Here is a 26,818-nt window from a genome sequence, read left to right as displayed (position 1 = left end):
CCGGCGGTTACGCCACCTCGACGACCATCTACGACGCACAGATGAGGGTGCGCCAGACCCAGAGCACCAGCCCGGCCGGCGGCCGCATGATCGCCGACACCTTCTACGACACCCGAGGTTGGGTACGCGCCACCTACGACGGCTGGTGGGACGAGGCCAACAACCCGGCAACCACGCCGGTCTCGGCAACCAATCTCGGCAAGACGGTCTATCACCAGACCTTCAACACCTATGACGGAGCAGGTCGGGCGATCCTGGTCCAGAACGCCCGGGACAACCAGGTCGTCTCTGCCACCAGAACCGTCTACAACGGCGACCGCACCACAGTCATCCCACCCGCCGGGGGCACCACCACCTCCACCGTCACCGACCCGACGGGCCGCACCGACAAGGTGCTCCAGTACCAGACGACCCCGATCCTGGTCACCCCGTCGAACTCCTTCACCGGGACGTACTACCTCACCGGCGGAACCACCACCGCCACCAGCTACGGCTACGACGCACGCGGCAACCAGGCCAGCCTCACCAACGCCGCTGGGACCACCTGGAGCAGCCGGTACGACCTGCTCGCCCACGTGATCGAGAAGACCGACCCGGACGCCGGCACCAGCACCATGACGTACGACGGTGCCGGCAACCTCACCCAGACCACGGATGCTCGCGCCAAGACCCTTTCGTTCACCTACGACTCGGTCAACCGCAAGACCGGCACCTTCGCCGCGCCCCTGTCCGGTCAGTCGTCGTCGAACAAACTCGCCTCCTGGGTGTACGACAACGACAACGCCGCAGTCGCCAACATGACCAACCCGATAGGCAAGCTGACCACGGTCACGGCCCACCGCAACAACGCCGCCTACATCACCCAGTACAACGGCTTCAACGCCTTCGGCGTGTCCACCGGCGAGACCATCACCATTCCCGCGGTCGAAGGACTGCTCGGCAACACGTACACCTTCGGCCATGGCTATCTCGGGGTGACCGGACAGCCGTACAGCAACGCCTTCCCGGCCAAGGGCGGACTCCCCTCCGAGACCGTCACCTACGCCTACACCGGCGCCCTGGAACTGCCGACCACCGCCGGTAGTCTGCTCGCCACCTACGCGAACGCCACCTACTACGACGCCTGGGGTCGGGTGACCGGCGGCCGGATCAACGCGAGCAGCAGCCTGGCCACCGTCATCAACGCCTATGACGACCACAACAGTCGGCTGAAGACCCAGAAGATCACCAAGACCACGACCACCACCAAGGACGTCGCCCAGAAGGAATACGAGTACGACCTGTTCGGCAACATCACCAAGCAGGTCGACACCCGCTACGAGCCGGCTACCACCGCAGAGACCCAGTGCTACCGGTACGACGCGCTTCGCCAGCTCACCTCCGCCTGGACCGGCACCGACAACTGCGCCCTCGTCCCGAGCGGCAGCAACCGCGGCATGGTCGGCAGCGGCATCAGCCCCGCCAGCGCCTACTGGACCGAGTGGACGGTAGACACCCTCGGCAACCGCCAGAACCAGAAGCAGTACTCGCTCACTGGTGGCACGGACATCACCACCACCTACGCCTATAACGGCAACAACAAGGGGCAGCCGCACACCCTGACCAGCACGGCAACCAGCGGTGGACTGACCGGCACCACCTCGTACACGTACGACAAGACCGGCAACATGGCCACCCGCAGCGCGGGTCAGGGCAACCAGACCCTGAGCTGGGACGACACCGGCGAACTCACGGCCGTCACCGGCGGCACTGACGGCGACAGCTCCTTCCTGTACGACGCCGACGGCAACCTGCTCATCCAGAAGGACCCCGGAACCAGCACCCTCTACCTCCCCGGGCAACAGATCACCCTCAACACCAGCACCCAGACCCTGAGCGGCGTGCGGTACCACCCACTCCCCAACGGTGCGACCGCGATCCGCACCGGAAGCGGCACCAGCTACGGCTACACCATCCCCGACCACCAGGGCACCCCGAGCCTCTACCTCAACAACACCGCCCAGGTCCCCACCTGGCGGCAGTACACCCCGTACGGCGACCCCCGCGGCGCCACCGTCACCACCCCCGACAACCGAGGCTTCCTCAACCATCCCCTCAACACCAACACCGGGCTGACCCAGGTCGGCGCCCGCAACTACGATCCCGCCCTCGGTCGCTTCATCTCCCTCGACCCACTACAGGACCTCGCCGACCCACAGCAGTGGAACGGCTACGCGTACGCCAACAACTCACCCGTCACCACCAGCGACCCGAGTGGACTGATCCCGGCGGACTGCCGCGAATTCGACTGCTACGGCTACAGCCCCACCAAGGGATGCCCAGGCGGCTGCGGCACCCCGGAGAACGAGCGTTGGGGAAAGCGCAACGGCCGCAAGGGCACCGCCCCTACCCGACGAAATGACCCTCGCATCCTCGGCCACGTGATCCGAGTCCCCGTCACGGTGTCACTGGAGGAGTTTGCTCGCCGTTGGAACGACCAGCGCGGTGAATGGTTCGGCCGGGAGTTCTCCTCCAATGATCTTTTAGAGGCTCAGGACGAGCGGCGCCTCGCGATGAACATCTGCCATGAGATGGGCCGACCGGATGGCTGCCGGCAATGGATCAAGGAACTGTACAACCCGTATATCGACTCTCTGGCAGCTACCCTGCCATCTGATGATCTGATCCCCGGCGGCGTGGGCAGCCTCGGTGCCGCGGCAGCCACCGGACGCGGCACTGGCGCGGGAGGTCGACCTTCCGCAGGTGGCGGCTGTAGGAGCTTCAGCGGCGACACCAAAGTCCTGATGGCCGACGGCCGCACCAAACGCTTGGACGAGGTACAGCCAGGCGACGAAGTGCTTGCCGCAGACCCAGAGTCGGGCATCCAAGGCCCGCGGCGTGTAGAGCACGTCTGGATTCATCCAGACGAACTGATCGACCTAAAGGTCGGCGGCGCACTCCTCACCACCACCGAGGACCACCCCTTCTGGAACCACACCGACCGCCAGTGGCAGCGGGCCGACCAACTCGATCCCGGTGATCTTGTCCTTAGCCCCAACGGACTCCACGCCGTCGGCGGTCTGCTCTCCGCCTCCACCCAGACAGCCCTCGCCTACAACCTGACGGTAAGCTCCATCCACACGTACTACGTGCTCGCCGGCAGCAGACCGGTTCTCGTGCACAATGACAATGGTCGGATCGATCTGAACGGGAAGAGTTACACGGTGTGGCAGCGTGGTCCATACCGCATCGACATCGAGGCTCGAAACGGAATGAAGCAGATGCATTTCCAGGTGCAGATAAAGGGTGTGAATTCCGGCGATGCACCCAAGTATCAATTCAATCCGGAAACCGGACAGTTTGCCGGAATGCCCAAGTCGCTACAACGAGATCTGGCAAAGAACTACCCGGATTATCAAAAGGGTCTTAGTAGGGGTGCGGACGTCTTTGGCCGAGTAATCGGCACTTGTGGGTGAGCTTTGCGATTCGGACAGGTGGGGGCGGATTATCCGTGGGCTGGTTGAGCGTCGGGGCGATCCGGATGGTGGGATCCGGTTTCCTTGAAACTATTAGTCGAAACGATTTGCTTCCTGAGTTGCGGGAGGTGGTTAGACATGGGTGGGTGAGCATTGCCGATGCTACTCTGTTGAAGGCCTGGTACGAGAGCTACTATGGTGATCGATCGCGGTTCCCGGAAGTTATGGATTATGAGATTTCCGTTAATGGTCGCGGAATCCCCGACATTGATTTATCTGACGTAGGCGAAGAGCGTGTTGTGCGATTGTTGAGATGGGGGACGGCATTTGCTTGGGCTGCCCTGCACGAGCAGCGTATTAAGTTGCCGGAAGTTGCAGTTGCTGCCTATGTGTCGGCTGCGCCGACTTTGGTGGATCCGGACCACTTCACTGGAAATGTAACCTTCTGTACTATCTATTCGGGGCAGGCTCCGTACATCGATCCTGCTCAATTATCTGACGAAATTGTTGTATCACTCTCAACCGAGGATTGCGAGAAGCCCCTCCCCATGGGATAGCTTGATACTAACGACCTCGTGCGCGGTAGCGAATCCTTGAGCATCGATGATCGTTGTTCGCGTCATGGTGGGCGCTGCGATCATGACCAACCGGCGTTTGACGGGCCTGTCCCGCTCGGTGATTGAGGACCTGGTCAGCGAGTTGAGGCCGCGGTGGCAGGCTCAGCACCGCGACCGGCTCGCCTCGCGGATACGCCGTCGCCGGATCGGAGCAGGTGCCAGGCACCGGTTCGGGTTCGTGGATCGGCTGCTGGCCACGCTGGTCCATCTCCGTCACGGGCTCACCCACGACGTGATCGCGGCCTGGTTCGGGGTGCACCGCTCGACGATCAGCCGCAGCATCGCCGAGATCAACCCCCTGCTGGCCGAGCGCGGCTGCCGGGTACGCGACGGCGTCCGGCTCCGGACCCTCTCCGACGTGGTGGCCCACCTCGGCTACCACCCGCAGGCGTTGATGGACGCCACCGAGGTGCGGGTGCGCCGTCCGGTCGCGGGCCGAGCGGGCCGGGACCGGTTCGTGTCTGGCAAGGCCCGGCTGAACACGATGAAAGCCCTGGTGATCTGTGATCCGCTCGGGCGGTTGCTGTTCTGCGGCGAGACACGTCCCGGGTCGATGCACGACATCACCCAGGCCCGCACCGCCGGACTGGTCGACCTTCTCCTGAACGCGCCACTGGACGTACAGATCCTCGCCGACGCCGGCTACCAGGGCCTCGGCACCGACACAGGCGGCGCGGTCATCACCCCCAGACCCAAGCCACGCAAACGTCAAACCTCCCTGCCACCGATGTCATCGCCGCCCACGAGGCCACCCGCAAACGGCACTCCTCCCAGCGCATCCGAGTCGAGCACGCCATCGGACACCTCAAGAACTGGCGAATCCTCGGCCGCTACCACGGCCGGCGGGAGTCCTTCGACACCGCCATCCGCGCGATCGCCGGCCTCCTGTCCGACCACCAACACACCAGCCGCAGCGAGAACACCACCCGGCGGCGCAGTGCGCTACCCGCCGCACCTCACGTTCGGTGAGACGCGCTCATCTCATCATCGCGCCACCAACTGTGCACGAGGTCGTTAGAGAGGTGTTACCGATCAAATCTGGTGGCCTTGCAGCGTTGGCAGTAATTGCCGAAAAACGTATTGCAACTCGGTGGTCCGGTCGATGATGGAAACTATTTATCGTGCGTTTCGGTGCCCGTAGCGCCGACCGCGAGCACCGCGCCGGCCGGCGGGCCGCGTCGGTGTGACGTCGGGCGGGGTTCGCGCTGCCGCCCGGCACCGCGAGGTGCGGGCAAGGGTAGGGGAGGGGCGGCGGGGACCTCGGTGGCCTCACCCGGCCTCGTCGTACGACCGGCGGGCGGCCTCGATGGCGGGCAGGTGCCGACCTGCCCAGTCGAGGAGCACGTCGACCGGGTGCCGGAGGGTCTTGCCCAGCGTGGTGATGCGGTACTCGACGGCGACCGGTCGTGAGGAGAGGACGTGCCGGGCGACGATGCCGTTGCGTTCGAGTCGGCGCAGGGTGGCGCTCAGCGACTTCTGCGACACGGTGGGGATGGCATGGCGCAGCTCGTTGAACCGGGACGGGCGTTCGCAGAGCTGGTTCAGCACCTCCAGGGACCACTTGTCGAGGACCTGGTCCAGGAGTTCCCGGTGCGGTGGGGTGATCTGGAGGCGTTCTGCCGCGAGGGGGTCGGAATCTGCCATGACACCTAGTCTCGTTGAAGTTTCCTCCAGGCACCAGGTATCCATGAGCTACTGAAAAAGGTGTGAGCCACCACGAGGAAGGAAACCGATGGGCGTCCAGTTCTTCTCCCCGCAGGGCATGACGCAGCCCGTCCCCTATCACCACGTCGCGGTCGCGTCGGGGTCGCGCCACGTCCATGTCGCCGGCCAGATCAGCCGGGACGAGGCAGGCCGACCCGTCGCGGGAGGTGACCTGCGGGGTCAGGTCGCCCAGGCGCTGCGCAACACCGGGCGCGGCCTCGGCGGCGCCGGCGCGAGCTTCGCCGACGTCGTCCGCCTGACGTTCTACGTGACCAACTGGTCGCCGGAGCGGATCGGCGACTTCCTGGCCGGCGTCGAGGACGTCGCCGGCGAACTCGGCCTGCCGCAGCCGCTGCCTCCGTCGTCGCTCATCGGCGTCGACTACCTGTTCGAGCCCGACGTACTGGTCGAGGTCGAGGCGACGGCGATCCTGGACTGATCGCCCGTCCCGCAACCGTCGCACCGGCTATATTCCTGGAATCGGCTGGCGGAAGATTGGCTCGAAACGAGGAAAACCCATTTTTCGCTCATTCTGATTCCACTATTTCTGATGATTCTTCGGATTCCGGTAATGGCGCGGACGCCCTTGCCGGACACGCCACCTCCGGGCGGACCGACGCGGTCCGTTCCGGCGCTGCCGGCCAGCCGCGAGCCCACCGCCGTCCCCCGCTGGGAGGTCAGATGGTCAGCCAACTCCGTGGACGGTCGTCGCGTCCGCCGATCGCCGTGCCGGGCCGGTCCCTCCGACCGGTCCGGGCCGCCGCCGTGGTGGTGCTGGTCATGGCTCCGGCGGTCGGTGGCGCCTCCGTCGGACACGCGAACGGCCCGCCACCCGACCGCACCGTCATCTCCGCGTCGGCGCGGCCCGTCCCGCCGCGGGCGGCTGTGGGTGAACTCGGCTCGGTGACGGCTGTCGCCGCCGGATACTGGCACAGTCTCGCCCTGCGCTCGGACGGCACCGTCGTCGCCTGGGGCGCGAACGTCGGGGGCGTCCTCGGTGACGGCACCACCGTCAGCCGTTCCACTCCGGTGCGGGTGTGCGCCGTCGGCCAGACCGCACCGTGCACCCGGTTCCTCACCGACGTGGTCGCCGTCCGGGCCGGCGACTTCCACAGCCTGGCCCTGCTCCGGGACCGTACCGTCGTCTCCTGGGGATCGAACACCGAGAGCCAACTCGGTGACGGCACCACCATCAACCGTACCGTCCCGGTCCGGGTGTGCGCGGTGGGGCAGACGGCGCCCTGTAGCCAGTTCCTGCACGGGATCCGGTCCATCTCGGCCGGGACGTTCCACAATCTGGCGGCGACGGACACGGGGCTGGCCCTGGCCTGGGGCTCGAACTACGTGGGTCGCCTCGGTGACGGCACCGGCATCTACCGCCCCGTTCCGGTCCAGGTCTGTGCGGTGGGCGAGAGCGCCCCCTGCACGAGGTTCCTGAGCGGGGTCAGATCTGTCGCGGCCGGTGCCGCGCACAGCCTGGCGGTGGTGGACAACGCGTCGGCTGTCGCCTGGGGCTGGAACGGCCAGGGGCAGCTCGGCGACGGCAGCACCGTCAACCGTGCCGTCCCGGTGCGGGTGTGCGCGCTGGGGCAGGCGGCACCCTGCCAGCGGTTCCTCACCGCGGTGAACACCGTGGCCGCCGGCTTCCACAGCATGGCGCTGCGCGGCGACGGTAGCCCGGCCGTCTGGGGCATGAACACCGACGGGCAGCTCGGCGACGGCACCACCGTCGACCGGACGACACCGGTGCGGGTGTGCGCCCCGGGGGAGACCGCGCCCTGCACCCGGTTCCTCTACGGCGTCCGGCAGATCGCGGCCGGCGAGTCGCACAGCATCGCGCAGTTGAGTAGCGGTGGCGTGCTCACCTGGGGCGACAACCGTGCGGGCGGGCTCGGCGACGGCACCTTCGTCAGCCGCTCCACCCCGGTGCGGGTCTGCGCGGTGGGTCAGACCGCTCCGTGCACGCGGTATCTCGTCCTGATCAGAGCCGTCTCCGCCGGGGTGTGGTACAGCCTCGCTCTGCAACCCGACTACACCGTGGCTGCCTGGGGCCACAACGACTTCTTCCAGCTCGGCGACGGTACCCATCTCACGCATCCCGTCCCCGTGCAGGTCCTCGCACCCCGCACGTAGCGCCGTGGGGAAGCCCTCCGGGTGGGCGTCCGGGGGCGCGGCCCGCAACACCTACGAAAAGCCCCGGCAACAGGGCAGAATGACGTACATCGATCTATGGAAGGGTGTGTCGATGGGACGTCTCCGCCACGCCGCTCTGGCGGCGGTGCTCTGCGTGCTCGGTGGCCTGCTGGTGGCCGTACCCGCGCGGGCCAACGCCGCCGGGCCGGTCCCGCACTACCTGATGACCGCGTTCACCAACAGCAGCGAGTCCAACATGTACGTCTACGACTCGGCCGACGCCACCCGGTTCACCCTCCAGCGGGCCAACGCCTACACCCCGCCCTCCGGGCTGGTCCGCGACCCCAGCGTCATCCGGCACACCGACGGCTACTACTACCTCGTCTACACCACCGGCTGGACCGGCAACACCATCGGCGTCGCCCGCAGCAGCGACTACCTGAGCTGGACGTTCCAACGCAACGTCACCATCGGCGTCGCCCCCGCCAACGGCAGCACCTGGGCACCCGAGTGGTTCGTCGACAGCGACGGCAGCGTGCACATCGTGGTCTCGGTGTCCCAGACCGGCACCGCCGGGCAGTTCCAGCCGTACCGGATCACCGCGACGAACTCCGCGCTGTCGGCGTGGAGCGCCCCGGCCGCGCTCAACGGCATCGGCACCAACCACATCGACAGCTTCATCGTCAAGGTCGGCAACACCTATCACAACTTCATGAAGAACGAGACCACCAAGTACATCGAGCATGCCACCGCCACCGCGCTGACCGGCCCGTGGAGCTGGGTCGGCACCGGCAACTGGGCCGGCTGGGGCGCCGGCCTGGAAGGCCCCGCCCTGGTCCGGCTCCCCGACAACCGCTGGCGCATCTACTTCGACCAGTACGGCGCCGGCCGCTACTACTCCGCCGACAGCAGCGACCTGTACGGCTTCACCGGCAAGACCGAACTGGCCGGGCTGTCCGGCACGGTGCGGCACTTCACCGTGCTGCGGGAGAGCGTCGGCGACAACTCCGCCCCGCCCACCGGCAACCGCTCGCTGCGCTCGGCGAACTTCCCCGACCGGTACGTCCGCCACCGCGACAACGTCGCCCGCATCGACGTGCTGGGCAGTGGCAGCCCACTCGCCGACCGGCAGGACGCCACCTTCCAGATCGTCCCCGGGCTCGCCAACGCCTCCTGCTACTCGTTCCGCGCGGTCAACGGCTCCTACCTGCGGCACTGGGACTTCTCGATCCGGCTCGCCGGCAACGACGGCAGCGCCGTCTTCGCCGGGGACGCCACCTTCTGCAGCCGCACCGGGCTGGCCGGCGGCGGCAGCTACTCCTTCGAGTCGTGGAACCACCCGGGCCGCTACCTGCGGCACTACGACTACGTGCTGCGGGTCGACCCGTACGCCGCCGGCAGCACCTTCGCCGGGGACGCCTCGTACACCCTCACCACGCCGCTGGCCTGATCAGGCCGAGGGTCGGCCGGCGGTGGTGGTGCGACCGCCGGCCGACCCGCCGTCAGCGGGTGGCGGGCAGGCCGAACGCCGGGAACAACGCGCCGTCGAGGAACGACGTGAGCTGGGCGATCCGCCCGTCACGCACCGTCAGCACCGTGATCGACCAGGGCAGGTACGGGCCGCTGTCGCCCGCGCGCAGGTAGTTGGCCACCGCCGGTTGGCCGTTGGCCGCCACCGGGACGTGCCGCCACCCGCCGCAGCTGCCCAACGGCATCGCCCGCGCGAAGTCGAGCACCGCGTCGAGCCCGGCGTACCAGTGCGGCAGCGGCGGCATCGCCCAGGTGACGTCCTCGGTGAGCAGGGCGACCAGGGCGTCGGCGTCGCCGTTCTCCAGCGCGGTGGCATAGCCGGCGGCGACCGCCCGGAGCCGGGTGTCGCCGAGCGCCCGCAGGGTCCGCTGCTGGCTGTGGGCCGGCACCCGGTCGGCGACGACCCGGCGGGCCCGCGCCAGCGCCGAGTTGACCGAGGCGGCGGAGGTGCCCATCATGGCGGCGATCTCGGCGGCGCTGAATCCGAGCACGTCGAACAGCAGCAGAGCGGCGCGCTGGTTGCCGGGCAGGTGTTGCAGCGCGGCGACGAACGCCAGCTCGACGGCCTCCCGCTGCTCGTACCGGACGTCCGGGGCGGCCGGGCCGGCGGCCACGGCGGCATCCGGGTACGGCCCGAGCCACCGGACGTGCCCGGCGGCGGCGCTGTCCGGCACGGCGTGCGCGCTGGCCGGCCCCAGGTCGACCGGCAACGCCCGCCGACCCCGGCTGGCGGCCAGGTCCAGGCAGGTCCGGGTGGCCACGGTGTAGAGCCAGGTCCGCAGCGAACTGCGCCCCTCGAACCGGGGCAGTGCCCGCCAGGCCCGCAGCAGCGCCTCCTGCACCGCGTCGTCGGCGTCGAACGGTGAGCCGAGCATCCGGTAGCAGTGCGCGTGCAGCTCCGCCCGCAGCGGCCCGACCAGCGCGGAGAACGCGGCGTCGTCCCCGCCCCGGGCGCGGGTCAGCGTCACGTGGTGGTCGTCGGTCGGCATGCCGGCGAGAATAATCCGCCCGGCCGACGATTCCGCAGCTCGCGGAGAGTCTGTACTGGGTAAGCACCACACCTGGACACCCGGAGGACCCCGAGATGAGCAGTCCCGCCACGATGCCAGTGACCACCGCCACCCTCGACGTCCCGGACGGGACGCTGTACTTCGAGGTACGCGGCAGCGGTCCGCTGGTGGCGCTGGTCGCCGCCCCGATGGACGCGCGGGCCTTCGGCCCCCTGGCCGACCTGCTCGCCACCGACCACACCGTGCTCACCACCGACCCGCGGGGCATCCGCCACAGCCGGCTGCACGACCCCGAGCAGGACTCCACGCCCGTGCTGCGCGCCGACGACCTGGCCCGGCTGCTCGCCCACCTGGACGCCGGACCAGCGACGGTGCTCGGCTCCAGCGGTGGCGCGGTCACCGTGCTGGCCTTGGCCCAGCACCACCCGCAGGCGGCGCACACCGTGATCGCGCACGAACCGCCGTTGCTGCTCCTGCTCGACGACCGGGCCGAACTCCTCGCCCGGGAGGACGAGATGGTCGCCACCTACCGGCGCGGGGACCGGCTGGGCGCGTGGCGCCTGTTCCTCGCCAACGCCAACATCACCATGCCGGAGGAGGTGATCCAGGGGATGTTCGCCGCCACGCCCGACCCGCAGGACGCCGCCGACGAGCGCTACCAGTACCTGCACACCCTGCAGGGCACGACCCGCTACGAGCCGGACGTCGCCGCGCTGCGTGACGGCCCGACCCGGGTGCTGGTCGGCCTCGGCGCGGATTCGGCCGGGGAGCTGTGCGACCGCAGTTCCCGGGCGCTGGCCGCCGCGCTGGGGGTGCCGCCCACCATGTTCCCCGGCGGGCACCTGGGCTTCGCCGACGACCCGGCCGGCTTCGCCGCCCGGCTGCGCGAGGTCGTCACCGGATAACCGTCGGAAGCCGGCGGCCAGGCGTCGACATCCGGTGGACGGCCGTCGGGAACGGGCGACGGCCGTCCACCGGATTCCGGCCGGCGCGGCGGCGACCGATCCGCGACAGTCGCGGGGGATTCCGGGAACCCCGGTCCTAGAGTGCCGGCCATGACGGTGATCGTGCGACTCGGCGCTGGGCTCGTCGTCCTCGTGGCGGCCCTGGCGTCGGGGCCGGCCCCGGCCCACGCCGGGCCGGCCGGTACGGGCCTCGGGCTGGAGCTGCGGACCGCCGCGCCCCGGTACCTGCCGGGCGAGCAGATCCGCCTGACGCTGACGGTGAGCAACGCCACCGGCGCGACCTGCGCGCTGGCCACGGTCGCCGACGGAACGGTGCGGGTGACCTCGGTCCGCCGGGACGGACACGAACTGGTCCCGGCCCTCGGCCGCAGCTTCTACGGCGACGGCATCGCGGCTGCCGCCACCGCCGGCACGGCGACCGTGGCACCCGGGGGGACGGCGACCGTGTCGCTGGTCGGCATCCGGACGCACGACGGCGACGACGCCGGTACCGTGGTGCTGCGGTCGGTGGCGGCGACCCCCGACGGCGGCGGGCTGGACACCCGCTGGCCGGTCGGCGTACCCGGACGCTACGAGGTGACGGCGGGCTACACGACCCTGCCGGTGACCGGGCTCGACGACCCCTGCACGGGGGCGACGGGACTGCGGACCGTCAGCTTCACCGTCGGCGACGGCACCCCGGTGCCTCAGCGGCGGTGGCCCTGGCTGCTCGGCGGTGCGCTGCTGGTGCTGGTCGTCGGGGCGTCGGCGGCGCTGCTGCTGCGTGGTCGCCGCCGCCCGGCCGCCGCCACGGTGGCCCTGGTGCTCGTCGGCGTCGGGACCGTCGTCGGCGGCACCGGCCGACCGGCCCGGGCCGACTACCAGGTCGACCCCACCGCCGGGGTGCCGGTCAGCGGCGTCGACTTCCAGGCCGCCGTGGACGGCTGCCTCCAGGGGTTCGCGGCGGCCGGCGGTGACCCGGCGGGCATCCTGCCCCGGCTCAAGGACGCCACGACACCCCGGGTACGGATCATCCCCACCCCCGGCGGCTCCGGCTCCTTCGAGACCCCGGACAGCAAGGACGGCAAGGGCTCGTCCACGGTGACCTGGAACCCGACCTCGGTCGAGCCGTACGGCGACGGCGTCGCCCGGGATCCCTGCGCGGCGCTCTACCACGAGCTGAACCACTCCGACGACATCTCCCGTGACAGCGTGCCGAAGGGGGACTGCGGGGGCACCGGGATCAAGGCGGCCGAGGTCAAGGCGACCCTGGCGGAGAACAGGTACCGGGCGGCCAAGGGCCTGCCGCCGCGCACCGAGTACGACGGCAAGACTCTGCCCAAGAGCTTCGACGAGTGCAGGAAGCCGGCGAAGAAGACCCCACCGCCGAAGGGGCCGGTCAAGCTCTGCGAGGACGGGGCGGACTGCGGCGGCAGCAACGGCGACCCGCACCTGGTGACCTTCGACCGGCACTACTACGACTTCCAGGCCGTCGGCGAGTTCGTGCTGGTCGACTCGACGGCGGGGGAACCCCTCACGGTCCAGGCCCGGCAGAGCCCGATGGGGGACTCACGGACGGTGTCGGTCAACACGGCGGTCGCCGTCCGGATCGGCGCGCACCGGGTCGCCCTCACCCTGGTCGACGGCGACACCGAGGTACGCGTCGACGACGCCGTCCTGGTGCCGGCCCCGGGGCGCACCCCACTGCCCGGCGGCGGCACGCTCACCCGCCGTGGCTCCGACACCGGGGAGGCCGACGGGTACGACCTGGGCTGGCCCGACGGCTCCGCCGTCGCCGTCGACCAGATCGGCCCGTACGGCTACCGGGTGCTGGCGAAGCTCGCCCCGGGCCGGGCCGGGAAGGTGCGAGGGCTGCTCGGCGACTTCGACGGCGACCCGACCGACGACGTCGCCACCCCCGCCGGCGCCCCGCTGGCCCAACCGGTGCCGTTCGACAAGCTCCACCCGTCGTACGCGGACGGCTGGCGGGTCACCCGGGACACCTCCCTGTTCAGCTACCCCGACGGCCGGGACACCGCCTCGTTCACCGACCGCGCCTTCCCGGCGGAGGCGGTGAGCGTGGCCGACCTGGATCCGGCGCGGCGGAGTCAGGCCGAGCAGGTGTGCCGGTGGGCCGGCATCACCGACCCGTGGCAGCTCGCCAAGTGCGTCCTCGACGTCGGGGTGACCGGCCGCCCCGAGTTCGCGGTCAGCGGCGTCGGCACCGAACGGATCGCCCCACCGGCCGCCGCGCCGATCGCCGCGACCCCGGTCGCCACCGGGACGCTGATCCCGGGCGGTAGCCCGCTGGCCTTCCCCGGCCGGGCCGGCGACGCCGTCTTCGTCGACGTCACCGCGCCCGGCCTGGCCGACGGGTGTTCCCCGTACCGGCTGTTCGACCCGACCGGCACCGAGCTGGCCAGCGGCTGCCAGGTCGCCGGCCGTGGTCACATCGACCGCACCGACCTCACCGTCGACGGCACGTACACGGTGGCCCTCGACGACGCCGCCGACGGTACCGGGCGGGCCGCCGTGCGGGTCTACCTGGCCCGGGACGTCACCGGTACGCTGCGCCCGGACGCGCCGGCGGTCTCCGCGGCGATCGTCGATCCGGGCGGCCGGGCCCGGTACCGGTTCACCGGGGTCGCCGGTCAGCGGGTCTTCGTCGAGGTGCCGGAGAGCACCCTGCCGGACCAGTGCTCCCCGCTGGAGCTGCTCGGCCCGCAGGGAACGCGGCTGGGCAGCGGCTGTGTCGTCAACGGCAGCGGCGACGTGGACGGCACGGTCCTGCCCGCCGACGGCACGTACACGGTGCTGGTGGATCCGGTGGACCGTACCGTCGGCACGGTCGCGCTGCGGCTGTTCGCCACCCGCGACCAGGTCGGCGCGATCACCGTCGACGGCCCGCCGGTCGTCGCGGCGCTCGACCGGCCCGGCGCGGTGCGGAGCTACCGGTTCACCGGTACGGCCGGCACGTCGGTGACCGTGACGGCCACCGGCGCCACCCTGCCCGACCAGTGCTCTCCGCTGGAGCTGCGCGACGCCGGGGGTGCGGTGCTCGGGTCCGGCTGTGTGGTCGACGGCGTCGGTGGCATCGGAGCGACGGTCCTGCCGGACAGCGGTGTCTACACCGTCGTGGTGGACCCGTCGGGGGCGGCCACCGGCACGGTCACCCTCACCCTGCGGCGGTGACCCGTTGCCGGCCGACGGATCGTCGCCGCAGGTGGCAGGGGTACGAGTGGTCCGGGTGGCGGAGATCGTGCCACCGTCGGGTCGACCGGGCCGGTACGGCGGACGACCGGGGGACGACGGCTGGCCGGCACCGGCGTCCCCGCGGGGCTTGAAGTCCTATCCCGGGGATAGGAAAATCCATCCATGCTGCTCGTCAGGCGCTCCACCTCCTGCCGGTCGTCGACCTGATGCGGGTCGCCGCGCACCGCTGTCCCGGACCCACCACCACCGTCTGAACGGCCGTGCCGTCCGATCCGCCCGCAGGAGGCCCGTGAGATGACCGTGCCCGACGCTCTCCCACCGCCGGTCGAGGCCGACGCGGACACGCTGCGTACGGTGCTGCGGCACCAGGCCAGCACCGTCACGGTGATCACCGCGCCCGGCGCGCCGGCGGTCGGCTTCACCGCCACCTCGTTCACCTCGGTGTCGCTGACCCCGCCGATCGTGTCGTTCTGCCTGAACCTCGGCGCGTCGAGCTGGGCCACCATGTCCCGGACCCGGCACCTGGCGGTGCACCTGCTCGCCGGCCACCAGCAGGAGCTGGCTCGCACCTTCGCCACCAGCGGCATCGACCGGTTCGCCGCACCGACCCGGTGGCGGGTCGGGCCGGAGGGGGTGCCGATCCTCGACGACACCCTGGCCTGGCTGCTCTGCCGGGTGGTCGAGCGGGTGACCGTCGGGGACCACGCGATCGTGCTGGCCGAGCCGGAGCTGATCCGGCACCCCGGGGCCGGGTCGCCGCTGCTCTACCACCGGGGCCGGTACGCCGGCCTGGCCGGTGTGCCGGAGGGGGCCTCCCGCCGTTCCGCCGCGTGACCACCGGCGGGCCGCTCCCGGAGGCGGGTGCACCGGTACCAGCTATATTGACGAAAATCGTTCAATGAGCTGGAGGTGCCCGACGTGAGACTCCGTCCGATGGTGGCGGCGACGGTCGTGGCGGGTCTCGCCGTGGCCGGCCTCGGCACCGCGACGCTCGCCGGGGCCGCACCGGCCGCACCGACACCGGGGGTGGCCGCCGCCCTGGCCGTCGGCGACTTCGACTTCACCCGCCCGCAGGTGGTGGCCAGCGGCCTGACCGTCCCCTGGGGGATGGACTTCCTGCCCGACGGCAGCGCCCTCACGGCGCTGCGCAACTCCGGCCAGGTGCTCCGGGTCCGACCCGGCCAGGCACCCGAGCAGGTGGCCCAGATCACCGGCGTGAACGCCACCGGCGAGGGCGGGCTGCTCGGCCTCGCGGTCTCCCCGGGGTACGCCCAGGACGGCTACGTCTACGTCTATCTCACCACCGCCACGGACAACCGGATCGTCCGCTTCCGGCTCACCGCGCCCCAGAACCAGGAGCCGGTCCTCACCGGGCTGGCCCGGGCCAGCACCCACAACGGTGGACGGATCGCCTTCGGCCCCGACGGGATGCTCTACGCCGGAGTCGGTGACGCCGGGCAGACGGCCAACGCGCAGAACCCGCAGAGCCGCAACGGGAAGATCCTCCGGATGCGGCCGGACGGGTCGGTGCCATCGGACAACCCGACGGCCGGCTCCCTGGTCTACAGCCTCGGCCACCGCAACGTGCAGGGCCTGGCCTGGGACGCCCAGGGGCGGCTGCACGCCGCCGAGTTCGGGCAGAACACCTGGGACGAGGTCAACCTCATCGTGGCCGGCGGCAACTACGGCTGGCCCACCGTCGAGGGCCGGGGCAACGACCCCCGGTTCCGTGACCCGCTGGTGGTGTGGTCGACCGCGGAGGCCTCCCCGAGCGGCGCGGCGATCGCCGGCAACCGGCTCTTCGTCGCCGCCCTGCGCGGCACCCGGCTGTGGACCGTGCCGCTCACCGGGACCGGTGGGGTCGGCACCCCGACCGCCGAGCTGACCGGCGTCTACGGACGCCTGCGGACCGTCGAGTACGGGCCGGACGGCTGGCTCTGGGTCACCACCAGCAACCGGGACGGACGGGGCACCCCGGCGGCGACCGACGACCGGATCCTGCGCTTCCCCCCACGGGACACCACGCCGCCCCCCACCACGCCGCCTCCGACGACGCCGCCCCCGACCACCACACCGCCGCCGACGACGCCCCCGCCCACCACCACCCCGCCGCCGGTCTCGTGCCGGGTCGGCTGGCAGCCCAACCAGTGGAGCGGCGGCTTCACCGCCGAAGTGTCGATCACCAACCTGGGCACCCCGGTGACCGGCTGGACCCTGACCTGGACGTTCGCCGCCGACCAGCGGATCACCAACGCCTGGAACGCGCAGGTCACCCAGTCGGGTGCCGCCGTCACCGCCCGCAACGCCAGCTGGAACGGCACGGTGCCGCAGAACGGCACGGTCAGCTTCGGCGTCCAGGGCACCTTCGGGTCCGGTAACCCGCGCCCCGCCGCGTTCCAGTTCAACGGGGGCGCCTGCCTGGCCCAGTGACGCGACGCGGCCGGCCGGGCACCACCACCGGTCGGCCGCCGTCCGCCGAGCCATCGCTCCCACCGCGCGGCCGGGACCGGGTGAGCACGCTGCCGGGAGAGGGGGCCGGCGTCGGTCGAACCGGGGCAATGTACCGGATTCGCCGACGCCGGCCCCTGTTCCGGTGGAGCCTGCGAGGGAGGTGATCGTGCACGGTGCGGCGGAACGGGGTGGTCGTGAACCGGAGGTTCGCCGGGCTGCTGCTGCTGACCGGCCTGATGCCGATGATCGAGGCCACCGTGCTGGTCGCCCTCGGATTCCGGGCCGCCGAGGGGGTTCCGCCGCAGGTCACCGCCTTGTGGCCCTACGACACGTACCACGATCTGCGGTGGCTCTACGTCTACCACCGCACGTGGTGGGGGTTCGTGCTCTGGCTGGGGTACGTGCTGGTCGCCCGGGGCCTGTTCACCACCGGCCTGGTGGTGCTGGCCTGGCCGGCCGGGGTGCCCCGGCCGTCGCTGGGGTGGCTGCTGCGGCGTAACGTCGCGCTCGGTGTGCTGGTCGGCGTGTTCGTCGCGCCGTGGGCGGCGATCTCGGTCGCGGCGTCGGTGGTGGCGCTGTCCTGGGTGCTGCTGGCGTCGCTGCTGCCGATGTTCCTGCTCGCGCCGTTCCTGCAACGGGTGGCCGTGGTGGAGCACTGGTGGCGGGGGCTGCCGTCGATCTCGCTGGTGGGCTGGTCGCTGTTGAACTTCGTGGTGCTCACCCTGGCCGGTGCCCTGTGCTGGCGTACGCCCGGCTGGTGGACGGTGCCGGTGGCCGGGGTGGCCGGGACGATCAACGGGCTGCTGTGGAGCCGGACGGTCCGGGCGGCGCTGCTGCCGTCGCGGCTGCGCTGGGCACGGGTGCCGGTGACCCCGCTGGCGGCGCTGCTGGCGGTCGCCGTGCCGCTGGCCATCCCCCCGGTGACCGAGCTGGTCCCGGGCAACGAACAGTGGATCAGGACGGCGGTGCTGGAACGACCGCTGCCGTCCCAGGTGACCCACGCGGTGATCGTGCTCACCGGCTACGGCTCCGACTACGGCGGCGAGCAGCCGTCCGATCCCCGGGTGCAGCGGTTCTCCTACCGGGGGCTCGACCCCGACGGCAGGCCGCTGGCGTACCGGTCGGCGGACACCACCAGATCGATGGCGGACAGCGTGTCGCTGCTCGCCCGGCAGGTGGACGGGCTGCACCGGCGCACCGGGCGGCGGGTGGCGCTGATCGGGGAGAGCGAGGGGGCGATGGTGGCCCGCACCTACCTCGCCCGCCGGCCCGATCCCGCGGTCGACATCCTCGTCATGTTCAGCCCGTTGATCTACGCTGGCCGGGCCTACTACCCGCCTCCGCACCACGCGCAGGGCTGGGGGGTGGTCACCGGGTGGCAGCTGCGGCTCATCTTCGGGCTGGCCGAGGTCGGCGGCGGGCCGGACGAGCCGTTCATCCGCTCCCTGCTCGACGACGCCCCGTTCTACCGCAACCAGCTGATGTGCCCGGTGCCGGGCGTCCGGATCGTCGCCTTCCTGCCCACCGCGACCGCCACCGAGGCACCCCCGGGCGAGTACAGCCGCATCCCGGTCTTCCAGATCCCCGGCGTGCACGGCGGCCTGCTGGACCGCCGGCTGGTCCAGGACCGGTTGATCGATTTCCTGCTCGGCAAACCGATCGCCCAGACCCGGGCCGAGTACCCGCTGCTCCAGAGCTTCGCCGCCGGCTGGCAGGCACCGCCGCTGCCGATCGCGGCGAACCCGGCCTGGGCGGGTAACCGGCAACCCGACCCGGCGTTCACCGGGAAGGTCTGCCTGCCACCCGACTGACCGGCCGTCCGGACCGGCCCGGCCCGTCGCCCGCCGGCCCGACCGGCGACGTCAGCCCCACAGCAGCTGGACGACCACCAGCACGGCCACCAGGTCCGGGCCGCGCGACACCTGACGGACCAGGTCGACCGGCACCATCGCGAACGGGGTGTTGACCATCGCCCCGCCGTACCGCATGGGTGGGCGGGTGCCGGCCCAGCAGGCCGCCGCCACGACCCCGGGCAGCAGCACCGCGTCGAGCGGAACGGGGACCGGCCGCAGGGCGGGCAGGGTGGCCAGGTACCAGAGCGTGGCACCGACCGCCGGCACCACGAGGTGCGCCAGCCGCAGCACCGCGTCGGCACCGCCGAGGGACCGCCGCAGGCCCGGGGAGCGGCTGACGGCCCGGAGCCCGCCGGTCAGCCGACCGGTCGCCAGGTACGCCAGGACCACGTGCGCGGGACCGGCGATCGACGGCAGTGCCACCGCGACGGCGTACATGGTCAGCAGCGCCCCGGCCCAGCCGACCAGGGCGCCCCGGCGGCGCGACAACCGGCGTACCTCCGCCTGGAGCAGCACCGGGAACCGGCCACCGGCGCGGAACCGTCGACCGCGCACCAGCCCGACCGAGCGCCACCGGCGGCCCTCCACCAGCGCGGCGAGCAGCGACGGATCCAGCAGCACCGCGGCGGTCGTGGCGGCGTTGGCGAACTGTGCCCCGGTGGTCAGCGCCGCCCGGTCCACCCGCCCGAGCCGGCGGAGCGCGCGGACGGTCGACGCCACCGCGACCGGCAGCAGCGCCAGCCCGACGACGGCGGTGAGCGGCACCGGCGGCACCGGCAGCGACCAGCCGGCGGGGTGCCCGAGCACCACCAGCACCGCGATCGTGGCGGCGACGGCGGGCAGGCCGACGGCGGGCAGTCCCGCCCAGCGGGGCGTGGCGCGGGCGCTCTGGGCGACGACCGCCCACCCGGTCGCGGTGGCCCCGCAGGTGACCCCGGCCAGCGCCGCCCAGCCCAGGTCGGCGGGGTGGTCGGCGCCCCCGGCGAAGGCCGCCGCGACCGCCAGCAGCCCGGCACCGACGATGCTCCCGCCGGCCAGCCCGGCGAACCGGGGGAGCAGCCACGCCCGGCGGTCCACCGGAGAGCTGACCAGCCAGGCCTGGGTGGCGGGGGTGACCAGCAGGGGTCCGATCAGCCGCAGTCCCCACCAGGCGAGCCCGGCGCCCGCCGTCACGGCGGCGACGGCGATCCAGTACCGGTCGCCCGGCTCGGTCCGGGTGACCTGCGGGGTCACCAGGTGGTCGCGGATCGCGGCGACCGCGAACCAGCCGTACAGGGCGACGAAGAGGACCAGCACGTAGGCGTCGGTGAGCACCTCGCCCAGCGAACCCGGATGGTGTCGGCGGCGGGCCTGCCGCAGCCGGGCACGCAGGTGCCGGGGGGTGGGCGCGACCACCGGCGGCGGGGAGATCCGGATCGAGGTCACCTCAGCTGCCGATCTCGATCCGCCGGTCGGCGACCGCGTCGATGAGGTCGGTGTCGTGCGAGGCCATCAACACCGCCGTGCCGGCCGCCTTCTCCCGCAGCAGCCGCTGTGTCAGCCAGGCCCGGCCCCGGACGTCGAGCCGCTGCTCCGGTTCGTCGAGGACGAGCAGCCGGCGCGGGCGGACGAAGCAGGAGGCCAGGGCGAGGCGGCGGCGCTGCCCGCTGGACAGGGTCGCCGGAAGCTGGTCGCGCGCCGGTTGCAGACCCAGCTCGGTGAGCACCTCCTCGACCGGGTCGGCGGTGCCACCGTGGGCGTAGGCGACCAGTTCGAGGTGCTCGACGACGGACAGGTCCGGAAAGAAGTCGATGTCGTCGAGGGCGGCGGCGACCGCCGCGCGGACCCGGGGGTCGGTCTCGTCGCAGCGACGCCCGTCGAGCAGCACCTCACCCTCGTCGGGGCGATCCGCGCCGACGACGCAGCGCAGCAGGGTGGTCTTGCCCGAGCCGTTCGGCCCGACGACGACCGCGACCTGCCCGGCGTCGAGGTGGAAGCGCACGTCGTCCAGGACGACCAGCGCGCCGAACCGGCGGGTCAGCCCGCGTACGGCAAGGGTGCTCACAAACAGCCACTGTCGCACGCGGGCCGGTGTGGCCGCCGACCCGCCCCGACCGGGCGGCGCGCGGTCAGCCCTTGACGGCGCCGATCAGCACGCCCTTGATGAAGTGCCGTTGGATGAACGGGTAGACCGCGACGATCGGGGCCACGGTGAGGACCACCACCGCCATCTTGATCGCCTCGGTCGGTGGCATGGACACCCCGGTGGTGCCGCCGGAGGTGTGCGGGGCCTGGCCGGCCAGCAGGTAGCTCTGCAACACCCGCTGGATCGGGTACATGTCGTTGCGGTCGATGAACAGCAGCGCGTCGAACCAGACGTTCCAGTAGCTCACCGCGTAGAACAGCCCCACCACCGCGATGACCGCCCGGGACAGCGGCAGCACGATCCGGACCAGGGTACGGAAGTGGCTGGCCCCGTCGACCCGGGCGCTGTCCAGCAGCTCCTGCGGGATGGCCTGGAAGAAGCCGCGCACCACCACCAGGTTGAACACGCTGATCGCCGGGGGCAGGATCAGCGCCCAGATGGTGTCCTTGAGGCCCAGTCCGGTCACCACCAGGTATTTCGGCACCAGCGGCGGATAGACCAGGAACGGGACCAGGAAGTAGATCAGCAGCCAGCGGTAGCCCACCGACCGCGGCTGGGACAACCCGTACGCGGCCAGCACGGTCACGGTCAACGCCAGCGCGCTGCCGATGACGGTGACCAGCGTGCTGATCCACAGCGCCCGGGTGACCGCCCCACCGGCGAAGATCGTCTCGTAGGCCGCGGTGTCGATGCCCCGGGGGATGACGACGATGCCACCGGCCTCGGCGAGGGTCTCCCGGGAGGACAGGCTGGTCACCAGGATCACCCAGAGTGGAAAGAGCACGCTGAGCACGAGCAGACCCAGGAAGGTGGCCTTGAGCCCCTGGCCGATCCGGGTCGGTGGCTCCTCCCACACCGGCCGGCGGTTGCGTCCGGTACGGGCCCGCAGTGCGACGGTCTCGGTCATTTCGAGTAGATCCCCCGTTCGCCGAGCAGGTGGGCGACCCGGTTGGCGGCCAGGATCAGGCCCAGCCCGATCGCGGCCTTGAACAGGCCGGCCGCCGCGCCGTAGCCGTAGTTCCCGGTGGCGATGGAGAAGTGGTAGACGAACGTGTCGAGCACCTCGGCGGCCTGCCGGCCCACCGCCTCACGTTGCAGCAGGAACTGTTCGAAGCCGACCGAGAGCGCGTCACCCAGCCGCAGGATGAGCAGCAGCACGATCACCGGTCGCAGGCCGGGCAGGGTGATGTGCCACAGCCGGCGCCATCGGCCGGCGCCATCGGCCGCCGCCGCCTCGTAGAGGCTGGTGTCGATCGTGGACAGCGCGGCGAGGAAGACGATGGTCCCCCAGCCGACGTCCTTCCAGACCGCCTCGGCGGTGACCAGGATGATGAAGGTGTCCGGGTTGGTCATCACGTTCCACGGCTGCATCCCGGCGTCGCGCATGGTCTGCGCCAGCAGGCCGGCGCCGCCGAGCATGGCGACGAAGAAGCTGACCACCAGCACCCAGCTGAAGAAGTGCGGCAGATAGACGACGGTCTGCACGAAGCCGCGCCACCGGCTGGACAGCAGGTTGTGCAGCATGATCGCCAGGAAGATCGGCAGCGGGAAGAAGAAGACCAGCTGGAAGGCGGTGATCGCCAGGGTGTTGCGGAACGCCTCCCAGAAGGCCGAGTCCTCGAACAACAGCTGGAACTGCCCGAAGCCGATCCAGTTGCTGCGCGCGAACGCCTGCAACGGGTTGTCCCCCAGGTAGGGGTTGTAGTCCTGGAAGGCGATGACGTTGCCCAGGATCGGCAGGTAGCTGAAGACCAGCAGGACGAGGAAGCCGGGCGTCACCATGGCCAGCAGCTGCCAGTCCCGCCGCAGCCGGGTGCGCAGCGGCACCCGGCGTGCGCGTGCCGGGCGCAGGCGGTGCCGCGCCCGGGTGGTGGGCCCGTCGGGCCGGGTCCGGTCGGACCCGGCCACGACGGCGGTGTCGCGAGTGGTCATCGCCCGGCCTTGGGCAGCGACCTGGCGAGCAGTTCCCGCGCTTCATCGCCCCCGTTGGCCTTCCACTCCTGCACGATGGCGTCGATGTCGGAGAGTGGCCGGCGGCCCCGCAGCATGTCGGTGATCTTGTCCTCGGTGGGCACCTGGTTGGCCTTGTACGCGGCCGGCATCTCCAGCTTCACGCCGTCCCAGGGGTCCTTCTCCAGGTACTTCACCATGGCGTTGGAGTAGTTCAGGAGATCCGGCACGTAGTTCGGGGTCTCCGGGTACGGGCCGATGGTCGGGTTGCGACCGCTGATGAAGAAGTACTGGTTGGCGATCTCCTTGAACGCCAGGTCGGTCTTGACCGGCCCGTTGGGCGTGCTGGTGTGGTGCTTGCCCGCCACCCCGTAGTCGCGGAGCTGCGCCTCCTGCGTGCCGAGCGGCGCGGAGCACCAGTTCATGATCCGCAGTAGCTCCTCGACCCGCTCCTTGCCCACCCCCTTCTTGACGAAGGTGAACGAGATCGGCTCGTCGTCGCCCCAGACCAGCGGGTCGCCGCCGGTGGCGGAGAAGACCGGCACCGGCTGGATGTTCAGCTTGGCGTTGACCTTCTGGTGCTCGGCCTGGGCGCCCTGCCAGAAACCCACCCCGTTGCGGGTGAAGACGATCGCGCCGTTCTTGGCGAACAACTGGGCGCTGTCCGCGCCTCTGGTGGCGATGATCTCGGGGTGGACCAGGCCGTCCTTGTAGATCTTGGCCATCACCTCGACGGCCTGCCGGTACTCCGGGGTCTCGTACTTGAACTCCGGGGTACCGTCGGCCTTCAGTCGCCAGCCCTGCTTGGAGGCCGGCACCTTGTGGTACATCTGGATCATGTCGAAGACGTTGTCGAACGCCCACACCTTCTTGGCCGGGTCGGTGACCTGCTTGGCCACGGTGAGCAGGTCGTCGAGCGACGCCGGCACCGCCAGCCCGCGCGCGTCGAGCAGGTCCTTGCGGGTGAACAGCGCCCAGGGGAACGGCCCGTCGGTCGGGTTGGGCACGGCCATCAGCCGCTCGTTCCACAGCGAGTTGCGCCAGGCCCCGCTCGGGAACGAGGCCAGCATCGGGTACGCGTTGGCCGCGTCGCCCTTGAGGTGGTCGGTGAGGTCCTCGAAGAGCACCTTGATCGCCTCGGCGAAGCGCGGGATCTTGTCCACTTCCCATTGGGGCACGCAGAGCAGATCCGGGACGTCCCGGGCGCCGAGCATCGCGTTGAGCTTGTCCGCGTAGGTGTTGCCGTCCTGGATGGTGAAGTTGACCGGGGTGCCCAGCTCGGCGTTCACCGCCTGCAGGTAGGCGCTCTGCGCGACCCCGGGTGGGGCCGGACCCCACGCCGGGGTCATCGCGGTGACCTCCTTGCCGCTGGTGCCCGGCCGCTCGGTGATCGCGTCGACCAGCGAGGTGGGGTACTTCGTGTAGCCGTCGGGCACCGGTCGGGTGCCGACGATGTCGGGCTTGATGCTCTGCGCGAGATCCTGCTGCCTCGGCAGCAGGTCGGCGTAGGAGTCCAGGTTCTGTGCGGCGCCGGAGCCGGCCGGCTTCTCGGAGCACCCGGCGAGCAGGGGGCCGCCGGCGATGGCGGCCGTGCCGAGGCCGACCAGGCCGAGGAAGTGTCGGCGCGAGGCTGTCGAGCCGGGTTCATGGGGTGTCATCGGTCCCCCTTCGAGAAGGGTCGGTGGCGGATTCGCAGGTTGGGGCAGGCTAGTTGGTCTGGATGTTAAACAAACTAATGGACGGCGGGAGATTCCTACAAGGGGCATCGATGTCCCGGCCTCGCTCCGCCCGGGGCGGCCCCGTCACGACGAGCGGTTCCCGGACCGGCTGCGTAGGCTCCCGGCATGAGCGCACCGTCCCGCATCCTGGTCTACGGGGTGTACGGCGCGGGCAAGTCCACCCTGGCAGCGGTGCTGGCCGACCGGCTGCGACTGCCCTGGCACCCGGTCGACGACCTGCTGTGGCTACCCGGCTGGGTGGAGGTGCCGGTCGACCGGCAGCGCACCCGGATCAGCCAGATCTGCCAGGAGGAACGCTGGATCCTCGACGGGGCCTACCACGGGTGGCGGGACGTGCCGCTGGCCCGCGCCGACCTGGTCGTGGCCCTGGACTACCCGCGCTGGCGCTCGTTCGGCCGGCTGCTGCGCCGTACCCTGAGCCGGCTGGTGACCGGGGAGGAGATCTGCAACGGCAACCGCGAGTCACTGGGCAGCGTGCTGTCCCGGGACTCGATCCTGGTCTGGCACGTCGGCGCGTTCGCCCGGGCCCGCCGACGGATGCGGGCCTGGCAGGCCGACCCGACCGCGCCGCCGGTGCTGCTGTTCCGCTCCCCGGCCGAACTGGACCGCTGGGTGGCCACCCTGCCCCGCCGGTGAGCGGGCCCGGGCCGGCGCACCGTCAGGAGCGCGGCGCGGCGCCGTTGTCGACGAACCGGAACACCGTTTCCAGGGTGGCGTCGCCCAGCTCCTCCAGGATCAGGCCGCGCTGGCTGGAGTACTGGAGATAGGCGGAGCTGTTGCTGATCGCGTAGGTCCGCTTGCCACCCTCCGAGCCGCTCACCACGATCGAGAACAACTGGCGCGGTTCCGTCGGCAGGCAGGGGGCCGCCGCGACGGTCAGCGGAGCGGAACCCGCCGACTGGACCTGCCAGCAGGCCCGGTCCCCGTCGGCGTCCGGCTCGGCGGTACGGACCAGATAGTGACCGGACTTCTGCGGTACGAACACGAACAGCCGACGCCCCTCCTCGCCGTCGACCTCACCGAGACCGCCGTCGTCGAGCAGGGACACCACCGACTCCGCGGCCGACGTCCGGACCAGCACGAACTGCCGCTGGCCCAGCCCCAGCGGATCGGTGCGCGGCGCACCCGACGAGGGACTGCCCGAACTGCCCGTCGTGCTCGGCGGGGGACTGCCCGAATCACCCGTCGGCCCCCCGGTGGCCGGGGCCCGGGAGGTGCCCGGGGTCGGCGTGACCGACGGGGTGCCCGGTGGCGGACCCGGCGTCCGGCCGTCCGGCCCGGCCGGCAGGGTGCCGTGCGGGGCGTCGGCGAGGCGGACCGCGGTGACACCGGCCCCCAGCGCGCCCACCAGGGCGACCCCCAGCGCGGCGGTCGCCACCTGCCGACGCCGCCGCCGGATGTCGCCCCGCCGCCGGACCTCGGTGACCGGGGCGAGTCGGCCGGTCTGCCGGGCGTGCCGGGCCAGCCCGTGCAGAGCCCCGTCGAGCGTGTCGTCAGGCTCCATGGCTCCTCCCGCCCGTTGTCTGGTGTTCGCCGCCGGTCAGATAACTGGCCAGTCCCCGGCGTCCCCGGGCCAGCCGGGTCTTGACGGTGTTCGGATTCGTCCGGGTCTCCACGGCGATCTCGGTCACGCTGAGGCCGACCAGATGGTGCAGCACGATGACCCGACGCTGCTCGGCGGGGATCCGCCGCAACGCCTCGACCAGCGCGACGTGGTCCACGGAGACCGCCTCGACCTGCTGGCCGACCGCCTCCCGGCGGTGCGCCCGGACCCGGTTCACCGCCTTGCGCCACGCGCTCACCGCGACCCGGTAGGCGACCTTGCGCACCCACGCCTCGGGGCTGTCACACTCCCGCACGGTCGACCACCGCCCCCAGGCACGGGCGTACGCCTCGGCCACCGCGTCCTCGGCCTCGGTGCGGCTGCCGACCATCGCGTACACCTGCCCCAGCACCCGCTGGGCCGAGGAGGCGTAGAACGCGTCGAACTCCTCGGCGTCACGCATTGATCAAGCTCTCCACCTGCCCGGTCGCATCTGGTCCACCTCTCAGCCACCCCGGCCCGGCCGGACCGGTCGGGACCGCCCCCCGTCC

Annotated in this window: 21 protein-coding genes; 12 read left to right on the top strand and 9 right to left on the bottom strand. The window is 71.3% G+C overall.

The features are described from left to right. Positions 1–41: 41 nt before the first annotated feature. From O7625_RS24175 to O7625_RS24165, 3 genes are all read left to right on the top strand, one after another. Positions 42–3,455 (top strand): RHS repeat-associated core domain-containing protein, encoded by a 3,414-nt coding sequence (locus O7625_RS24175; RefSeq protein WP_282341782.1) that lies wholly within the window; start codon positions 42–44, stop codon positions 3,453–3,455. A gap of 146 nt (positions 3,456–3,601) precedes the next feature. After that, positions 3,602–4,012, top strand: coding sequence for a hypothetical protein (locus O7625_RS24170; RefSeq protein WP_282341781.1), 411 nt, complete (start codon positions 3,602–3,604; stop codon positions 4,010–4,012). 46 nt (positions 4,013–4,058) lie between these two features. Further along, complete coding sequence (locus O7625_RS24165; RefSeq protein WP_282341780.1) at positions 4,059–5,090, top strand: transposase family protein; 1,032 nt, start codon at positions 4,059–4,061, stop codon at positions 5,088–5,090. A gap of 251 nt (positions 5,091–5,341) precedes the next feature. Here the strand turns inward: O7625_RS24165 and O7625_RS24160 are convergent, their stop codons facing one another. Further along, positions 5,342–5,716 carry a helix-turn-helix domain-containing protein gene (locus O7625_RS24160; protein ID WP_282341778.1) on the bottom strand — a complete coding sequence of 125 codons (375 nt, stop codon included), beginning with the start codon at positions 5,714–5,716 and terminating at the stop codon, positions 5,342–5,344. Between the two features lie 88 nt (positions 5,717–5,804). Here O7625_RS24160 and O7625_RS24155 point away from each other — a divergent pair, with 88 nt between their 5' ends. From O7625_RS24155 to O7625_RS24145, 3 genes are all read left to right on the top strand, one after another. Beyond that, positions 5,805–6,215, top strand: coding sequence for a RidA family protein (locus O7625_RS24155; protein WP_282341776.1), 411 nt, complete (start codon positions 5,805–5,807; stop codon positions 6,213–6,215). Positions 6,216–6,457: 242 nt separating this feature from the next. Further along, on the top strand, positions 6,458–7,909 hold the full coding sequence (locus tag O7625_RS24150; protein WP_282341774.1) for a hypothetical protein: 1,452 nt from the start codon (positions 6,458–6,460) through the stop codon (positions 7,907–7,909). Between the two features lie 112 nt (positions 7,910–8,021). Next, entirely contained in the window at positions 8,022–9,359 is a 1,338-nt protein-coding gene (locus O7625_RS24145; protein WP_282341773.1) for a glycoside hydrolase family 43 protein, read from the top strand. A gap of 52 nt (positions 9,360–9,411) precedes the next feature. On the opposite strand, the gene O7625_RS24140 is transcribed toward O7625_RS24145, so the two are convergent. Next, positions 9,412–10,428, bottom strand: a complete 1,017-nt coding sequence (locus tag O7625_RS24140; protein ID WP_282341771.1) for a sigma-70 family RNA polymerase sigma factor — start codon at positions 10,426–10,428, stop codon at positions 9,412–9,414. A 95-nt stretch (positions 10,429–10,523) separates the two neighbouring features. Here O7625_RS24140 and O7625_RS24135 point away from each other — a divergent pair, with 95 nt between their 5' ends. From O7625_RS24135 to O7625_RS24115, 5 genes are all read left to right on the top strand, one after another. Next, positions 10,524–11,354 carry an alpha/beta hydrolase gene (locus O7625_RS24135; protein WP_282341770.1) on the top strand — a complete coding sequence of 277 codons (831 nt, stop codon included), beginning with the start codon at positions 10,524–10,526 and terminating at the stop codon, positions 11,352–11,354. A 150-nt stretch (positions 11,355–11,504) separates the two neighbouring features. Continuing rightward, positions 11,505–14,585: a VWD domain-containing protein gene (locus tag O7625_RS24130; protein WP_282341768.1), complete on the top strand. Its 3,081-nt coding sequence runs from the start codon at positions 11,505–11,507 to the stop codon at positions 14,583–14,585. Positions 14,586–14,900: 315 nt separating this feature from the next. Next, positions 14,901–15,440: a flavin reductase family protein gene (locus O7625_RS24125; protein ID WP_282341766.1), complete on the top strand. Its 540-nt coding sequence runs from the start codon at positions 14,901–14,903 to the stop codon at positions 15,438–15,440. An 84-nt stretch (positions 15,441–15,524) separates the two neighbouring features. After that, entirely contained in the window at positions 15,525–17,036 is a 1,512-nt protein-coding gene (locus O7625_RS24120) for a PQQ-dependent sugar dehydrogenase (protein ID WP_282341765.1), read from the top strand. A 194-nt stretch (positions 17,037–17,230) separates the two neighbouring features. After that, positions 17,231–18,868, top strand: coding sequence for a hypothetical protein (locus tag O7625_RS24115; protein WP_348773968.1), 1,638 nt, complete (start codon positions 17,231–17,233; stop codon positions 18,866–18,868). A 51-nt stretch (positions 18,869–18,919) separates the two neighbouring features. On the opposite strand, the gene O7625_RS24110 is transcribed toward O7625_RS24115, so the two are convergent. From O7625_RS24110 to O7625_RS24090, 5 genes are all read right to left on the bottom strand, one after another. Then, complete coding sequence (locus O7625_RS24110; RefSeq protein WP_282341764.1) at positions 18,920–20,335, bottom strand: DUF6297 family protein; 1,416 nt, start codon at positions 20,333–20,335, stop codon at positions 18,920–18,922. Position 20,336: 1 nt separating this feature from the next. Continuing rightward, positions 20,337–20,954 carry an ABC transporter ATP-binding protein gene (locus tag O7625_RS24105; RefSeq protein ID WP_282341762.1) on the bottom strand — a complete coding sequence of 206 codons (618 nt, stop codon included), beginning with the start codon at positions 20,952–20,954 and terminating at the stop codon, positions 20,337–20,339. Positions 20,955–21,018: 64 nt separating this feature from the next. Then, positions 21,019–21,942 (bottom strand): carbohydrate ABC transporter permease, encoded by a 924-nt coding sequence (locus O7625_RS24100; protein WP_067311154.1) that lies wholly within the window; start codon positions 21,940–21,942, stop codon positions 21,019–21,021. Beyond that, positions 21,939–22,967: an ABC transporter permease subunit gene (locus O7625_RS24095; protein ID WP_282341760.1), complete on the bottom strand. Its 1,029-nt coding sequence runs from the start codon at positions 22,965–22,967 to the stop codon at positions 21,939–21,941. Before O7625_RS24095 ends, O7625_RS24100 begins: the two co-directional genes overlap by 4 nt. Then, positions 22,964–24,643 carry an extracellular solute-binding protein gene (locus tag O7625_RS24090; RefSeq protein ID WP_067311160.1) on the bottom strand — a complete coding sequence of 560 codons (1,680 nt, stop codon included), beginning with the start codon at positions 24,641–24,643 and terminating at the stop codon, positions 22,964–22,966. The genes O7625_RS24095 and O7625_RS24090 overlap by 4 nt, the downstream gene beginning before the upstream one ends. A 186-nt stretch (positions 24,644–24,829) precedes the next feature. Here O7625_RS24090 and O7625_RS24085 point away from each other — a divergent pair, with 186 nt between their 5' ends. After that, on the top strand, positions 24,830–25,360 hold the full coding sequence (locus O7625_RS24085) for an adenylate kinase (protein WP_282341758.1): 531 nt from the start codon (positions 24,830–24,832) through the stop codon (positions 25,358–25,360). A 22-nt stretch (positions 25,361–25,382) separates the two neighbouring features. On the opposite strand, the gene O7625_RS24080 is transcribed toward O7625_RS24085, so the two are convergent. Beyond that, positions 25,383–26,228 carry a hypothetical protein gene (locus O7625_RS24080; protein WP_282341756.1) on the bottom strand — a complete coding sequence of 282 codons (846 nt, stop codon included), beginning with the start codon at positions 26,226–26,228 and terminating at the stop codon, positions 25,383–25,385. Next, positions 26,218–26,730, bottom strand: a complete 513-nt coding sequence (locus O7625_RS24075) for a sigma-70 family RNA polymerase sigma factor (protein ID WP_067311168.1) — start codon at positions 26,728–26,730, stop codon at positions 26,218–26,220. Before O7625_RS24075 ends, O7625_RS24080 begins: the two co-directional genes overlap by 11 nt. Between the last annotated feature and the right edge of the window lie 88 nt (positions 26,731–26,818).

This window comes from Micromonospora sp. WMMD714, from assembly GCF_029581315.1.
In the GTDB taxonomy this organism is placed as follows: Bacteria; Actinomycetota; Actinomycetes; order Mycobacteriales; family Micromonosporaceae; genus Micromonospora; species Micromonospora rifamycinica.
This window is presented reverse-complemented; position numbering and strand designations above follow the sequence as displayed.